The following is a 16075-nucleotide window of genomic DNA, read 5'->3' on the forward strand; positions in this document are numbered from 1 at the left end:
TCAGCGCTTTTTCAATGTTTTCGCCTTCTTTTACTGGTACTACAATCATGTTTTTTAAATTAAGTATGTTGTTATTAAATTATTTCGCAGTCAATTTGGGCGCAAAATTACGCATACTTTCTTTATTTACAAAACATTCCAGTATATTTTATTCAAAAATAAAAGATAAGGATGTTACAAAGACCTCCTTTCTCACAGATTTATTATTTTTGTCTGATAGGTTTATATTTTTTATTTAATCCATTTATACCATGAATTGTATAGCTGAAAGAATTGACTCCTTACGTAAGCTAATGGCTGCGGAAGGGGTTTCTGCCTTTATCGTTCCCAGTACAGACCCGCATGCAGGCGAGTATGTACCGGCATATTGGGAAAGCCGGAAATGGATCTCCGGGTTCACGGGCTCTGCCGGCACTGCGGTCATTACCACCTCTGAGGGTGGATTATGGACCGACTCCCGTTATTTTCTGCAAGCAGCCGACCAACTGCAAGGCAGTGGACTTACTTTATTTAAAGACCGTTTACCAGAAACACCTTCAATTGCCGAATGGCTAGGAAGTGTATTAAAAGCAGGAGACAAGGTCGGCATCGACGGATGGGTAAACAGCATCGCAGAAGCTAAACAATTGCAAAATGCCCTCCAGCCCTATGGCTTGGAACTGGTGACCATCGACGACCCGTTCCATACATTGTGGAAAGACAGACCTTCCCTGCCGCTCGACCCACCTTTCGTTCTTCCCTTAGAATACAGCGGTGAATCGTGCGACCACAAAATTGACCGTATCAGAAAATCCCTGGGAAAAGGAGGGACAAAAGGTTTGTTGATTTCGGCCTTGGACGAAATTGCCTGGGTTCTGAACATGCGCGGTACCGACGTACATTGTAATCCAGTATTTGTCAGTTACCTGCTGATTACCTCCACCTCTTCCACCTTATATATCCATCCCGACAAGCTGACGGAAGAAACCCGAAGTTACCTCACAGAACACCATATACAAATCAAAGGCTACTCACAGGTTGAGAAGGACCTGGAAGAATATAAGGAAGAGAACCTGCAACTTTCCGGCTCTACCAATTATGCCCTTTATCAGGCCGCCAGTCGTCACAGCCAGGTTGTGCTCCACGATTCTCCGGTTTTGTATATGAAAGCCATTAAAAACGAAACGGAAATCACCGGTTTCCATCAGGCGATGCTGCGCGACGGTGTGGCTATGGTACATTTCCTTTGCTGGCTGGAAGAAGCAGTGAAGAGCAGAAAAGAGACTGAAATCACCATCGACCAAAAACTGTATGAGTTCCGTGCTGCCCAAAAGGACTTCAAAGGTATCAGCTTCGATACCATTGCCGGATATCAGGCACATGGAGCCATCGTACACTATGAAGCCACAGAAGAAACGGCCGCCACACTTCAGCCGGAAGGCTTCTTGCTGCTCGACAGTGGCGCACAATACTTGGATGGCACTACGGATATTACCCGCACCATCTCCCTGGGACCTGTCACCGAAGATCAGAAGAAAGATTATACACTCATCTTGAAAGGATTTATCCAGCTTTCCATGGCTCACTTCCCGTATGGAACCTGTGGTACACAACTGGATGTACTGGCTCGTCAGTTCATTTGGAAAGAAGGTATGAACTACGGACATGGAACAGGCCATGGAGTCGGCCACTTCCTCAATGTACACGAAGGGCCTCATCAGTTCCGCATGAATCATATGCCGGCCCTGCTCCTGCCGGGAATGACGGTAACCAACGAACCGGGTGTATACAAAGCTGGACGCTACGGAGTACGTACAGAAAACACCATGTTGATTGTCAACGACCAAACGACTGAGTTTGGTGAGTTCTACAAATTCGAACCGCTTACCCTGTGCCCTATCGACCTCAAGCCGATCTTACCAGAATTACTCAGCCCGGAAGAGAAGGAATGGTTGAACAGCTATCACCAGCAAGTGTACACGTCACTTTCTCCACTCCTGCCTCAGGAACAAAAAGAATGGCTGAAAAAAGCCACGACGGGTGTCCGCTGACAACCCCACATAAAAAACTCCCGACCGATTTTCCTTTCTAAGAAAACCAGCCGGGAGGTTTTATTTTTCCATTCAAGATTTCTTCAATCAAGCAAACATCTGACTCACCCGCAGAATTCCTGCCACGAGTGCATCCACTTCTTCCTTCGTATTATATAGTCCGAAAGAAGCACGAACGGTGCCTTCAATGCCTAATCTATGCATCAGCGGTTCTGCACAATGATGTCCGGTACGTACGGCAATACCCAGACGGTCGAGCAATGTACCCATGTCAAAATGGTGAATATCGCCCACCAGAAATGAAATCACGCCGCCCTTCTGCTCCGCTTCTCCAAAAATCCGCATACCCGGAATTTCCTTCAAACGCCCCATCGCATACTGAGTCAGTTCATGTTCATAAGCCGCAATATTGTCCATACCGATCGCAGATACATAATCCAAGGCTTTTGCCAATGCGGTCGAACCGATATAGTCAGGTGTACCTGCCTCAAACTTGAATGGGAGTTCATTAAAAGTGGTCTTCTCAAAAGACACGTTCTTAATCATCTCCCCTCCTCCCTGATAAGGAGGCAGTTTTTCCAGCCAAGCTTCCTTTCCATAAAGCACACCGATTCCCGTAGGACCATACACCTTATGTCCGCTGAACACATAAAAATCAGCATCCAGTGCCTGCACGTCCACTTTCATGTGGGGAATACTCTGTGCACCGTCTACCAGCACAGGAACTCCCTGTGCATGGGCAAAGTCAATGATTTCCTTCACCGGATTGATGGTACCCAGCACGTTGGATACGTGAGCCACAGAAACCAGCTTCGTCTTTTCCGAGAAGAGTTTCTTGTATTCATCCAGCAACAGTTCGCCGCGGTCGGTCATCGGAATCACTTTCAGCACAATTCCCTTTCGGGCTGCCTGAAGCTGCCACGACACAATGTTACTATGGTGCTCCATGACCGACACAATGACCTCATCACCCTCCTTCATCTGACTGTCCACAAACGAAGAGGCCACCAGATTGATACTCTCCGTAGTGCCTCGTGTAAAGACAATCTCTGAAGTGCTGCGCGCGTTAATGAACTTACGCACCGTCTCGCGCGAGGCCTCATGCAGGTTTGTGGCTTGCTGTGAAAGGAAATGCACGCCACGATGCACATTGGCATTCACCGAATAATATTCGTCTGTAATGGATTCCACCACACAACGAGGCTTCTGGGTCGTAGCCCCATTGTCCAAATAAATCAGCGGCTTCCCGTATACGGTCCGTGAAAGGATGGGGAAATCTTCCCTTATCTTGTTGACATCGTACTGCATAAATTCTCCTTCGATATAACTAATTATTTGCCTGTGCCTTCCTGCTTATTTGCAGATGGCACAGCCCTGACATTTGTTCAATTCACCGCGGAAACGCTTTTCAACCAGCAGATGCAGACGGTCTTTCAGCGCCTCCATACGGATATGGTCAATCACTTCGTTCACGAACGCAAACATCAGCAACAGACGGGCTTCCTTCAGACTGATACCTCGCTGCTGCATGTAGAACAGCGCATTCTCATCCAACTGCCCCACGGTAGCCCCATGCGAACATTTCACGTCGTCGGCATAAATTTCCAACTGCGGTTGAGTGTACATCCGCGCTTCACGGGTTGCACACAAGTTGCGGTTGGTCTGCTGTGAAGAGGTATGCTGTGCCCCTTCACGTACCAGTACCCTGCCAGCAAATGCTCCCACAGCCTGCCCGTCAAGCACATACTTGAACAGCTCGTTGCTGGTACAGTCAGACACCTTGTGGTCGATGAAGGTATTGTTGTCTACCTGCTCATTCTCGTCGGCAATGGCCATTCCACAGAGATTGATTTCTGCTCCCTTCCCGGCCAGTGTGACTTCCGTCGTATTGCGGGTTGTTCCGTTGTGCAGCGTCATACCGTTCAACAGCACATTGCTGCCAGCCTCCTGATGTACATACAGATTGCTGAAACGTACCGTACTGTTATGCGTTTCTTCCAATTCATACAGGTCGAACACCGAATTTTCACCAGCAAAAACTTCCACCACCTGTGTAGAAAGGAAGTTCACATTGTCCATGGCATGGTCACATACCAGCAACTTGGCCTGTGCACCTTCTTCCAAGATAATCAGTACCCGTCGGTTCACCATAAAATCGACATCCGCACGCAAGATGTTCACCAGCTGTATCGGACGTTCCACCACCACGTTTTTGGGTACATACATACACACACCGTCTTGAGCGAACATCGTGTTGAAGGCAGCCAGCGCGTCTTTCGACGTATCAGCCAGCTTTCCGTAATATTTCTTTACCTGCTCCGGATGCTGTTCGGCCATATCTTTCAAACTGCCGAAATACACTCCTTCCGGCAACTGAGCCGAAGGATGCACATGCTTGTCAAACGCATCGTTCACCACAAAATAGAGCGACGTACTCATATTGGGCACATCACACTTGAACACTTCATACGGATTGACCGGAATTTCCAGGCGATTCAGGTTCAGTCCATAATTCGGGGCAAAATACTTGCCCACCTCCGTGTATTTATACTTTTCCTGCTTGCGAGTGGGAAAGCCCAACTGTTCAAAGTCGGCAAAAGCTTTGGCACGAGGCGCATTCAGCACCTCGGCACTATGCCGGCAAATCATCGCCTCGCATTGCGTGAAAAGGTCAATATATTGCTGTTCTGCTTTCATGCTTATTCTCCCAGTTCTTTCTTAATCCAATCGTAACCTTTTTCTTCCAGTTCCAGTGCCAGTTCAGGACCTGCCGTTTTCACGATACGTCCTTTGTAAAGCACGTGCACGATATCCGGTTTGATGTAGTCGAGCAGACGCTGATAATGTGTAATCACGATGCAGCTGGTTTCCGGAGTTTTCAGCTTGTTCACTCCTTCAGCTACAATACGAAGGGCGTCGATGTCCAATCCAGAGTCTGTTTCGTCCAGGATACTCAGTTTCGGTTCCAGCATGGCCATCTGGAAAATCTCATTCCGTTTCTTTTCTCCACCAGAGAAACCTTCATTTACGGAACGGTTGGCCAGCTTGCTATCCAGTTCCACGATTTCTCTTTTCTGACGCATCAGCTTCAAGAACTCGCTGGCAGTCAGTGCCGGCAGGCCTTTATATTTCCGCTGTTCATTGACAGCCGCACGCATGAAGTTCACCATGCTTACGCCCGGAATTTCCACCGGATACTGGAAGGACAGGAACAATCCTTCATGGCTACGGTCGGCTGGACTCAAAGCCAGCAGGTCCTTACCATCGAAGGTTACCGAACCTTTTGTGACTTCATAAGCCGGATGTCCCACCAGGACATTGCTCAACGTACTCTTTCCTGAACCGTTCGGTCCCATAATCGCATGAACCTCACCCGACTTTACGGTCAGGTTAATTCCTTTCAATATCTCTTTGCCATTGATGCTGGCATGTAAATTCTTTATCTCTAACATAATATTTTGATTTTATATTTATCCCACGCTGCCTTCCAACGATACAGACAGCAATTTCTGCGCCTCTACGGCAAACTCCATCGGCAATTTGTTGAGCACTTCCTTCGCATAACCGTTCACAATCAATCCCACGGCATCTTCCGTAGAGATTCCTCGCTGGTTGCAATAGAAAATCTGGTCTTCCGAAATCTTCGAAGTGGTCGCCTCATGCTCCACTACTGCCGTCTCATTGTGAATATCCATGTAAGGGAAGGTATGTGCTCCGCACTGACTTCCTAATAACAAAGAATCACACTGGCTGTAGTTTCGGGCATTGTCTGCCTTTTCAGAGACCCGCACCAGACCACGGTAAGAGTTCTGGCTCTTCCCGGCACTGATACCCTTGCTTACAATCGTAGAACGGGTATTCTTGCCCAGATGTATCATCTTGGTACCTGTATCGGCCTGCTGGAAATTGTTGGTTACAGCCACAGAATAGAATTCTGCCGTAGAGTTATCTCCACTCAAGATGCAGCTCGGATATTTCCATGTAATGGCAGAACCCGTTTCCACCTGCGTCCACGACAATTTGCTGTCTACCCCTTTGCAGTTACCTCGTTTGGTCACAAAGTTGTATACACCTCCCTTGCCTTCCGCATCACCCGGATACCAGTTCTGTACGGTAGAATATTTCACTTCCGCACGGTCGAGCACCACAATCTCCACGATGGCTGCATGAAGCTGATTCTCGTCACGCATCGGTGCCGTACATCCTTCCAGGTAAGACACGTAACTATCATCATCGGCCACAATCAGCGTACGTTCAAACTGTCCCGTATTGGCCGCATTGATACGGAAATACGTTGAAAGTTCCATCGGACAGCGCACCCCTTTCGGAATGTATACAAACGAACCGTCGCTGAATACTGCCGAGTTCAATGCCGCAAAGAAATTATCCCGGTAACCTACTACCGAGCCCAAGTATTTCTTCACCAAATCCGGATGCTCACGTACTGCTTCACTGATGGAACAGAAGATAATGCCTTTCTCCATCAAAGTCTCCTTGAAAGTGGTCTTTACAGACACGGAGTCCATGACCGCATCCACCGCCATGCCGCTCAGCGCCATACGTTCTTCCAAAGGAATACCCAGCTTGTCAAATGTTTTCAACAGCTCCGGATCCACCTCCTCCATACTCTTCGGCCCGTCTTTTTTCTTCGTCGGGTCTGCATAATATGAAATGGCCTGATAATCTATCTCCGGAATATTCAAATGCGCCCATGTAGGCATCTCCAGCGTCTGCCAGTAACGGAACGCCTTCAAGCGGAACTCAAGCAGCCAGTCGGGTTCTCCCTTCTTGGAAGAAATCAGCCGCACGACATCCTCATTCAGTCCCTTTTCTATGATATCTGTGTGTACGTCCGTAGTGAAGCCATACTTGTACTTCTCCTGCGTCAGTTCCTTCACATATTTGTTGGGTTCTAATTGCATATCAAATCTGATTATTATCTGTTTCTATAAATTTCTCTTTTAGGTTTTCTACCATCGGATAAAAGAATCCCGAAAGATCCTTTACCGGATAATATAACAATGAACTTCCCTTAGTGGTTGAATGTATTAAGTTATCTTTAGAATCGGCAAAATCAATAAAATGAATCACGACACTGACTAACAGCGCATATTTCAACGCGCCCAGTCCGGCACCCAACCAACGGTTGACAAATCCCAGACTTACCCTGTCTACAATTTTAGTCAATGTGGAAGCGACCACAGACAATACCAGCGGCACCACCAGCCCAATCAGCAGAAAGGCCAGTATCTGCCCTACCGTCACGGAAGTTCCTACTTTCACGGCCAGTTGTTCACCCAGACTGGCAAACAAAGCACGCGCCACCAACAAGCCAGCTACCAGTCCCACCATGGAGGCCAGCTGCTTGAGCAAGCCTTTCATGAAACCTGAAACGGCTCCCATGGCCAGCACCGCTACGATTATCCAGTCAAGTGTTTCCATTTTCCACCGCATCTATCAAAAGACAAAGCGAAGAACTTGTGCCCATCCTGATGGGTGAATACAAGATTCTTCGCTTTGCTCTGAATGACAAATGTATTTATTTGCACCCAAACAATGGTCAGACGTATGTCCTTACAATGTCTGTTTTACTTCCACTTCTTCGTAAGTTTCAATCACATCACCCACCTTCAGGTCGTTGCAGTTCGTCAAGCTGATACCACATTCAAAGTTAGTACCGACTTCCTTCACATCGTCCTTGAAACGTTTCAGGGCATTGATGGAGCCTGTAAAGATTACAATACCGTCGCGAATCAAGCGAGCCTTGTCTGTACGTTTTACCTTTCCGGTCTTTACTACCGCACCGGCAACCATACCCACCTTGCTGATGTTGAACACCTCGCGCACTTCGATAGTGGCAGTCACCTGTTCTTTCAACGTCGGGGCCAACATACCTTCCATGGCCGATTTCACTTCTTCAATGGCATCGTAAATAATAGAATACTTACGGATATCTACACCTTCCTGCTCTGCCAGTTTCGCGGCATTTCCTGACGGACGAACCTGGAAACCTACGATAATGGCATTGGAAGCGGCAGCCAGTGACACATCCGATTCGGAAATCTGTCCCACACCTTTGTGGATGACATTTACCTGAATCTGTTCGGTAGACAGTTTAATTAACGAGTCACTCAAAGCTTCTACAGAACCGTCCACGTCACCTTTCACAATGACATTCAGTTCGTGGAAGTCACCCAAAGCCAAACGACGACCTACTTCATCAAGGGTCAGCATCTTCTGGGTACGCAAACCTTGTTCACGCTGCAACTGTTCACGCTTGTTGGCAATTTCACGGGCTTCCTGCTCTGTATCCAATACATGGAACGTATCACCGGCAGCCGGCGCACCGTTCAATCCCAAAATCAACACCGGTTCAGAAGGACCGGCTTCTTTCATCCGCTGGTTACGCTCGTTGAACATGGCCTTCACCTTACCGTATGAAGTTCCGGCCAGCACAATATCGCCTACATGCAAGGTTCCATTGGAAACCAGTACCGTAGCCACATAGCCACGTCCTTTGTCCAAAGAAGATTCGATGATAGAACCCATAGCCTTGCGATTCGGGTTGGCTTTCAAATCCAACATTTCCGCTTCCAGCAATACTTTTTCCAGCAATTCGTGTACACCTGTACCCTTCTTGGCTGAAATATCTTGTGACTGGTATTTACCGCCCCATTCTTCCACCAGGAAGTTCATGGAAGCCAGTTCTTCCTTGATTCGGTCCGGATTGGCATTCGGTTTATCAATCTTATTGATGGCAAACACGATAGGCACTCCTGCTGCCATGGCATGGTTGATGGCCTCTTTGGTCTGCGGCATCACATTGTCATCGGCAGCCACAATGATGATAACCACGTCGGTCACCTTCGCACCACGGGCACGCATGGCCGTAAACGCTTCGTGTCCCGGAGTATCCAGGAAGGTAATGCGTCGTCCGTCTTCCAGTTTCACGTTATAGGCACCGATATGCTGCGTAATACCACCGGCCTCACCGGCAATCACATTCGCCTTACGGATGTAGTCCAGCAAAGAAGTCTTACCATGGTCTACGTGTCCCATCACGGTAACAATCGGCGCACGCGGCTGCAAATCTTCTTCTGCATCAGCCTCCTCTTCTACGGCCTGTGCCACATCCGCGCTCACATATTCTGTCTTAAATCCAAATTCTTCAGCTACCAAGTTGATGGTTTCCGCATCCAGACGCTGGTTGATGGAAACCATGATACCGACACTCATACAAGTAGAAATAACCTGAGTCACAGGTACGTCCATCATGTTGGCCAGCTCGTTGGCCGTTACGAATTCCGTAAGCTTCAATACCTTGCTTTCTTCCTGTTCCAGTTCTTCCTGTTCCAGCTGGCGGTTCTGAATATTCTCGCGTTTTTCCTTACGGTACTTGGCAGCCTTGTTCTTTCCTTTATTGGTCAGGCGGGCAAGTGTTTCCTTCACCTGTCTGGCTACATCTTCGTCGCTTACCTCCTGTTTTACTACCGGTTTCTTGAAACGGTCCTTGTTATGCTTTCCACCTTGAGCCTGAGCCTGGTTCGGTCTTCCACTCTTCTCGTTGCGAGAAGCGCCTCCCACATTCACCGAAGGATTGTTGATATCCACTCGTTCCTTGTTAATCCGGTTCCGTTTTTTCTTTTTCGAAGCCTCATCGTTCAGGCCACCCTTATCAGTCGCTTTGTCATCACTCTTTCGGATTTCCTTGATAATGGCATCTTTCATCTGCTTGCGCTGTTCCTGACGCAACTTATCTTTTTCCTCTCTCTCTTTCTTCTTCTCCTCCTTCGATTTCTTTCTCGGGCGGGTTGACTGGTTCAATGCAGCCAAATCAATCTGGCCTACTACATTAATCTTTGATTTAAATTCTGTCGGGCGAATTTTAAATACTTCGTCTTCTTTGTTTTCTTGAACGGATTGTTGCTTTTTTTCTTCTTCCATCGGCTCTGGTTTCAATTCTTCTGCCTTTAACTCCGGCTGTTTCGTTTCTTCTTTCTCTACTGTCTGAGGCTGCTGTGAAACTGCATTTTCCTTTTTAGTTTCTACTTCCTTCACCTCAGGGGCTTTATTCTCAGGTTCTGGCTTAGCTGGCCCTTCCTGCGATGCAGGAACTTCAGCAGGCTCAACCACAGCCGGTTTCTTCTTCCTTTTCAGAGTATCCAAGTCTATTTTTCCCACAGGCTTGAATTTAGGCCGCACATCTTCTGGAACCACTGTTTCTATCACCTCCGGCTTTTTCAGCTCCGGATGGATGTCTTCAATAGAAACAGAAGCCTTGTTACGATCCTTATTTTGCCGTTCCTGAATAATTTTCTCCGACTCTATTTTCAAATCTTTGTCCTTGCTGAACTCTTTCACCAGTACAGCATACTGCTCCTCCGTAATTTTCGTATTTGGATTAGCCTCGACCGTATATCCTTTTTTCTGCAAAAAGTCTACCACCGTGGTTATTCCGACATTCAAATCTCTTGTTACTTTATTCAATCTTATAGTCATAATTCATCACTTTTTAATAGAGTTCAGGGGAAAATATTATATCAGTCACAGATAAATAAGCAGACGAGAATGGAGCCCCATTCTCCCCTGTTTACCGCCTCAAAGCGTTATTCCTCAAACTCTGCTTTCAAAATTCTCAGGACATCATCCACCGTATTTTCTTCCAGGTCTGCTTTTTCAATCAGCATCTCACGAGGAGCGTTCAATACTCCTTTCGCTGTATCAATGCCGATACCCTTAATGGCGTTGATGACCCATTCGTCAATTTCATCCTTAAATTCGTCCAGGTAGATATCCTCGTCGGTACCCGCATCTTCACCCAGTTCACGATATACATCGATGGTATACTCTGTCAGCATGCTGGCCAACTTGATGTTCAATCCGCCCTTACCGATAGCCAACGAAACTTCTTCGGGTTTCAGATATACTTCGGCTCTCTTCTCATCTTCGTGCATAACGATAGACGATACCTTAGCCGGGCTCAAGGCACGCTGAATGAACAGCTGGATATTGGATGTATAGTTGATTACGTCGATATTTTCGTTGCGCAACTCACGGACAATGCCATGGATACGAGAACCTTTCACACCGACACAAGCACCTACCGGATCAATACGTTCGTCGTATGATTCTACCGCAATCTTGGCACGTTCACCCGGGATACGGGCAATTTTCTTGATGGTAATCAGTCCGTCGTTGATTTCCGGAACTTCCTGTTCAAACAGACGCTGCAAGAACACAGGTGAAGTACGGCTCAATATAATTTTCGGGTTGTTGTTCTTGTTATCTACACGGGCCACTACCGCACGGGCTGTTTCTCCCTTCCGGTAGAAGTCACTCGGAATCTGCTCAGTCTTCGGCAACAGCAGTTCGTTGCCCTCATCGTCCAACAGCAAGATTTCTTTTTTCCAGATCTGGTAAACTTCCGCACTGATTACGGTACCCACCTTATCAATGTACTTGTTGTACAGACTGTCTTTTTCCAGTTCCAGAATCTTTGAAGCCAAAGTCTGGCGAAGATTCAGAATGGCACGACGGCCGAATTTTTCAAAAATCACCTCATCCGTCACTTCTTCTCCGACTTCGTATGATGCATCGATTTTACGTGCTTCAGACAAAGCAATTTGCAGGTTCGGATTTGTCAGTTCGTCATCCGCTACCACCTCACGGTTACGCCAGATTTCAAAGTCCCCCTTATCCGGATTTACAATTACATCATAATTTTCATCTGTACCGAACATTTTCGCAATCACACTACGGAATGACTCTTCCAATACGCTCACCATAGTAGTGCGATCGATATTCTTCAACTCCTTAAATTCCGAGAATGTGTCAACCAAGCTGACAGTTTCTTCTTTTTTGGCCATAATTATTTAAAGCTAATTAAGTATTTGGTGTATTTTATCTCATCATACGTAAAGGTTACATTCTGCTCCACCAGCTTCGGACGCTTGGCGCCTTCCGGCTTGATTTTTACCTCCACCGTAACCGTGAAATTTTCTTCATTGGCATCTGCCAGCACACCGGTCCACTTTTTCCCGGTCTTGTCCATCACTTCGACCTCGCATCCCACATGGGCCTGATACTGCTGCAGGACTTTAAACGGCTGCCCGATTCCTGCTGAACCGACTTCCAGTTCGTAATCTTCTTCTTCACGACTTAATTTTGACTCGATGTAACGACTCAATTCCACGCAGTCGTCTATCCATACGCCTTCTGCATGGTCTATTTCCACTACAATCTTGTCATCCGGACTTACACTCACGTCAACCAGGAAATAGCTTTTGTCTGCCAGCCATTCCTCTACAATCCGAGCTACAACGTTTTTATCTATCATGTATAAACTATTAAGAACAAAAAAAGGAGCTTAATCGCCCCTCCCCTTTTCATCCAATCACTTGCAAAGATATAAATAATCTCATGTCACACAAAATAATAACTGAATTATTTACACCGGGGAGGAGTATGAAAAAGCGGCAAATGATATGAATCATCTGCCGCTTTTCGTCGGAATGAGGCGACTCGAACGCCCGACCCCTACGTCCCGAACGTAGTGCGCTACCAACTGCGCTACATTCCGATTGCAACGTTTGTTTGTCGTTTGCGGTTGCAAAGGTAGGCATATTTTTAATACCTGCAAAAGAAAACATGATTTTTTTCATAAAAAATTATTTTTTCTCATTTTCACCCCGTTTATTTTGGAGTTTCAAGTTTTTGACCTATCTTTGCACACGCAAAACCACGGTGCCATAGCTCAGTTGGTAGAGCAAAGGACTGAAAATCCTTGTGTCACTGGTTCGATTCCCGTTGGCACCACTTTTACAAAACAAAGAATCATGAAAACCGCTGAATTTATTCAGCGGTTTTTTCTTTATATACTGCCATCAAATATGCAATCTGGTGCAATAAAAATGGCTGATTCGCTGTTTTTTTTGAGTCCCATGATGACATAAAATTATGCAAGAGTCATGGCCAGGAAGCATTCTGTCCGACAAAGACTAACTTACCCTATCTAACGGTCTTAGATTTTCCTCCAAAGTCGGAAAATCTGAAATGGGGAAATATCCGGGTATAAATATTAAGTATAACATAGCGTTATCAAGGACTACTTTATTCAACATTTATTACTATACCAATATAATGCTATATTGAAGAATGAAATACCGTATAAATTATAAGTGTGATAGAACGGGGTAACTATTTCATTCAGACTATATGTCACTCTCTTCTATATTGATATTTTTACCAAGTTTGATCAGATGTAATTTTGATAGTAATCTTTAGGAAGTTTGCATCCTCGCTGATAGAAACATTGGGGTCATTGGAATGAATCTCAATAATTTTTATTCCATTACCTCCAAACATCTCTATATCAGGATGTGAACAAGTGTAATGAAACAAGCCTTTGAATATATACTTAAAATCTTTAGCTTTTATGGTAAGTGTTGATTCTCCATATCCTTCTTTTCTGTCATCAGAATAGCTCATTGAAGATTCCATAGGAAGTGGGAAAACAGTCCTTATTATTTTCTCATCTCCTATTTCAACGGTATGAAAAGGTATTTTATAGCCATCCCTTCCAATGAAAGACAATCCATTCATAATAGCCTCATTATCTATAAGGCTATTGCCTTCTGAATCCAATATATTAATCAAAATACTATTAGAAATAGAAGATGCAACTGCTGGATAGTCTAGTTCCTCAGAATTACTGCACGAAGACAATAATAATAGTGGAAAAAAGAGACGAACAAATTTAGTTAGGGTGTACATAGGTCGAGAGATTAATGAAAGGCGACTGATTCTAGTAAGATTTCTCATAATGTTTTTTTTTAAAAGTTTCTAATAGTAAGAGTGTCATAAACTTCTAACTTTGCATGAAATCACAAGAAATCAGAAATAATTAACATTTTTGAAATTACCAAGTATAACGCAAGCCTACAGGAAGTGAGAACTCAAAAGGCTTGTCCTGCCTGATTGTAGGATAATTACTTCTTGACTTAAAATAATAATTTACAGATGGCTCTGCATAAATGCCAATGTTCGGAGTGAAATGATATTCAATCCCTATTCCTCCATATACAGACCATTGCATGGGCAATGAGTAATTATGTTCTTCCATTTCACCGTCATTTATCCTTTCATTCACCTTGCCTCTTAGTGGAAACTCCACCATTCCTCCAATGCCGGAAGAAAGTGAGAATTTGTCTATAGACAGAATCTTAAAACGAAGTTTCAGAGGAACTCCTAAATAATGTGCTTTTATATACTGATTGGTTACAGAAACGGACTGTTTATCGTTTATGGTTGTTGTGGTTCGTTTTGTCCGCAATAATGTGTATTGCAGCCCGCTTTCTAAACTCCAATATTTAGAGAGGGTTTTAGAAATATTCAAAGCAAATGTAATTGGCAGATCGTGTTCAGATTCCTCTATAACCTTGTCATTAGAACCTGCCAAAATAGGATTATCACTTGGTTTCAAATATGAATTTTCTGTATTAAGTGCGCCTATTACAGAACCTCCAACAGACACGCTAAAGTTACTATTTTTTCTTTTTGTTATAGGCAAGTCATTGGAATGATGTGCGCGGGCAGAAAATTCCGTTTTATTTGGATTAGAACAAATATCATGCTTAGCTGTATCTGCGTCCTCTCCATTTTCTGATTTTGTTTCAGCAAGAAGATTTTCTGCTTTGGTGGAGAGGTTAAAGGAGTCTTCCTTTTCCACACAGATTTCCGAAAGTAATGCGGTATTTTTACTGCTTTGCAGGGCAATCTGCTTTATTGATTCCTCGTTTTGTTCTACCTTATTCTCTATATCATTATTTTTTTTTGTTCTTAATTTTGTTGGTTCGGAAATTGTTTGAACTCTATGGTCATTTTGATTATGCTGGAAAATCATGGCAATTATGATAATGGCTAATATCGCCATACCTTTTTCTAATTTATGTTTTACAATGATTTCACGAAGCATAGCCCGTGCATGAAATAATTGAGAACCTGATGTCTGAGTTGAAATACCAAGCAGTTTAGCAATTTCTTTATGAGTTTTGTGCTCCAATACTGCAAGTCTGAACACCTTTTGATAACCCACAGGAAGACGGTTGATCATTATCTCCAATTCTTCCATTGTAATAGATTCCTCAAAGTCTGGAATGTCAGGCGTATCATAGTCTTCTGTGAGCAGTTGGATAAAATCCTGCTCTTTAAGATATCGCAAAGACAAATTTTTCATTATCGTCCCCATCCAGTATTCCAGTTTTTCCTCATTCTGAAGTTGATTGATACGGCTGAAAATGATAAGGAAACCATCATGAAGTATATCTTGTGCAGCATCCAAATCATGTATATAGTGACAGATGACACGCATCATCCGTCTTGAAAAGGTCGTATAAAGTAATCCTAATGCTTCTTTATCTCCTTTTTTACACCGTTCTAATAACTCTTTGATATCAATAGTTGCCATTATAATAAAGATGGATATTATCGTATTATTTTGCATGGGACAGCATAATCCTTAACAATCTTTTACATATAACTATCAGAAAGACTATAATGTTTCCGATAATGAATCTTTAGAGTGGTGTCACCAAGATTATGAAGTAGTAAAAAAGAATATCCTTTTACCAGACTAAAAACGGAGATAACAGGCTTCTTATCAGACTGAAAATGGTTTAGAAGGCTTATATTTACGTTGTTATTTACTTTTTTTGTAGTTAAAGATTGATTGAATATATGAGTATCGCACCGAATATTTCGGAAGTCCTTTTTGCTGGAGTAGACATGAATGAAAGCAAAAGGAAGAAAATGGTTAATGAGGGTAGTATCCGTAAGATAATATCTAAGATATATACTCCAAATATGGTGGATTCATTGGAAGACATAGTCAAGCGCAATGTTTTCTGAATTTTAGGGTTCCTTTGAGTAAAAACCTACTGAAGACGGAGATATTTATCATACGAATATACGAAGAATGTGAAACTTCCAGGTTTGAAGGTTCACTTGATGGAAGGACGTGGCGGTGGTGAACGTGACATGCCCTTCAT

Annotated in this window: 12 protein-coding genes and 2 tRNA genes; 3 read left to right on the forward strand and 11 right to left on the reverse strand. The window is 44.4% G+C overall.

All coding sequences use genetic code 11. The features are described 5' to 3' along the window. Positions 1-239: hypothetical protein (locus tag RDP42_RS10030; RefSeq protein WP_308763573.1), on the forward strand; the 239-nt coding region annotated here is incomplete at its 5' end. A 12-nt stretch (positions 240-251) separates the two neighbouring features. After that, entirely contained in the window at positions 252-2030 is a 1779-nt protein-coding gene (locus RDP42_RS10035; RefSeq protein WP_308763574.1) for an aminopeptidase P family protein, read from the forward strand. Positions 2031-2117: 87 nt separating this feature from the next. On the opposite strand, the gene RDP42_RS10040 is transcribed toward RDP42_RS10035, so the two are convergent. From RDP42_RS10040 to RDP42_RS10080, 9 genes are all read right to left on the reverse strand, one after another. Continuing rightward, entirely contained in the window at positions 2118-3338 is a 1221-nt protein-coding gene (locus RDP42_RS10040) for a cysteine desulfurase (protein ID WP_308763575.1), read from the reverse strand. A gap of 45 nt (positions 3339-3383) precedes the next feature. Then, on the reverse strand, positions 3384-4727 hold the full coding sequence (gene sufD, locus RDP42_RS10045; RefSeq protein ID WP_308763576.1) for a Fe-S cluster assembly protein SufD: 1344 nt from the start codon (positions 4725-4727) through the stop codon (positions 3384-3386). A 2-nt stretch (positions 4728-4729) separates the two neighbouring features. Beyond that, complete coding sequence (sufC, locus tag RDP42_RS10050) at positions 4730-5482, reverse strand: Fe-S cluster assembly ATPase SufC (RefSeq protein ID WP_022353307.1); 753 nt, start codon at positions 5480-5482, stop codon at positions 4730-4732. 18 nt (positions 5483-5500) lie between these two features. Continuing rightward, a complete protein-coding gene (sufB, locus tag RDP42_RS10055; protein WP_308763577.1) occupies positions 5501-6952 on the reverse strand; it encodes a Fe-S cluster assembly protein SufB in 1452 nt (483 codons plus the stop codon). A 1-nt stretch (position 6953) separates the two neighbouring features. Then, on the reverse strand, positions 6954-7472 hold the full coding sequence (locus RDP42_RS10060; protein WP_303915234.1) for a CvpA family protein: 519 nt from the start codon (positions 7470-7472) through the stop codon (positions 6954-6956). A 132-nt stretch (positions 7473-7604) separates the two neighbouring features. Beyond that, a complete protein-coding gene (gene infB / locus RDP42_RS10065; RefSeq protein WP_308763578.1) occupies positions 7605-10529 on the reverse strand; it encodes a translation initiation factor IF-2 in 2925 nt (974 codons plus the stop codon). Between the two features lie 107 nt (positions 10530-10636). Beyond that, complete coding sequence (gene nusA / locus RDP42_RS10070; RefSeq protein ID WP_204474496.1) at positions 10637-11896, reverse strand: transcription termination factor NusA; 1260 nt, start codon at positions 11894-11896, stop codon at positions 10637-10639. 2 nt (positions 11897-11898) lie between these two features. Next, complete coding sequence (gene rimP / locus RDP42_RS10075; protein ID WP_303915226.1) at positions 11899-12366, reverse strand: ribosome assembly cofactor RimP; 468 nt, start codon at positions 12364-12366, stop codon at positions 11899-11901. Positions 12367-12536: 170 nt separating this feature from the next. After that, positions 12537-12609, reverse strand: a tRNA-Pro gene (locus RDP42_RS10080). A gap of 163 nt (positions 12610-12772) precedes the next feature. Here RDP42_RS10080 and RDP42_RS10085 point away from each other — a divergent pair. Continuing rightward, positions 12773-12845 (forward strand) — tRNA-Phe (locus RDP42_RS10085). 426 nt (positions 12846-13271) lie between these two features. On the opposite strand, the gene RDP42_RS10090 is transcribed toward RDP42_RS10085, so the two are convergent. Further along, on the reverse strand, positions 13272-13850 hold the full coding sequence (locus RDP42_RS10090; RefSeq protein WP_308763579.1) for a hypothetical protein: 579 nt from the start codon (positions 13848-13850) through the stop codon (positions 13272-13274). 97 nt (positions 13851-13947) lie between these two features. Continuing rightward, positions 13948-15495, reverse strand: coding sequence for a sigma-70 family RNA polymerase sigma factor (locus tag RDP42_RS10095; protein WP_308763580.1), 1548 nt, complete (start codon positions 15493-15495; stop codon positions 13948-13950). Between the last annotated feature and the right edge of the window lie 580 nt (positions 15496-16075).

This window comes from uncultured Bacteroides sp., from assembly GCF_902472605.1.
GTDB lineage: Bacteria > Bacteroidota > Bacteroidia > Bacteroidales > Bacteroidaceae > Phocaeicola.

Coding starts and splice junctions, on each gene's coding strand:
- RDP42_RS10035 (WP_308763574.1), top strand. CDS start 252: ATGAATTGTATAGCTGAAAGAATTGACTCCTTACGTAAGCTAATGGCT.
- sufC (WP_022353307.1), bottom strand. CDS start 5,482: ATGTTAGAGATAAAGAATTTACATGCCAGCATCAATGGCAAAGAGATA.
- RDP42_RS10090 (WP_308763579.1), bottom strand. CDS start 13,850: ATGAGAAATCTTACTAGAATCAGTCGCCTTTCATTAATCTCTCGACCT.
- nusA (WP_204474496.1), bottom strand. CDS start 11,896: ATGGCCAAAAAAGAAGAAACTGTCAGCTTGGTTGACACATTCTCGGAA.
- RDP42_RS10040 (WP_308763575.1), bottom strand. CDS start 3,338: ATGCAGTACGATGTCAACAAGATAAGGGAAGATTTCCCCATCCTTTCA.
- RDP42_RS10060 (WP_303915234.1), bottom strand. CDS start 7,472: ATGGAAACACTTGACTGGATAATCGTAGCGGTGCTGGCCATGGGAGCC.
- RDP42_RS10095 (WP_308763580.1), bottom strand. CDS start 15,495: ATGGCAACTATTGATATCAAAGAGTTATTAGAACGGTGTAAAAAAGGA.
- infB (WP_308763578.1), bottom strand. CDS start 10,529: ATGACTATAAGATTGAATAAAGTAACAAGAGATTTGAATGTCGGAATA.
- sufD (WP_308763576.1), bottom strand. CDS start 4,727: ATGAAAGCAGAACAGCAATATATTGACCTTTTCACGCAATGCGAGGCG.
- sufB (WP_308763577.1), bottom strand. CDS start 6,952: ATGCAATTAGAACCCAACAAATATGTGAAGGAACTGACGCAGGAGAAG.
- rimP (WP_303915226.1), bottom strand. CDS start 12,366: ATGATAGATAAAAACGTTGTAGCTCGGATTGTAGAGGAATGGCTGGCA.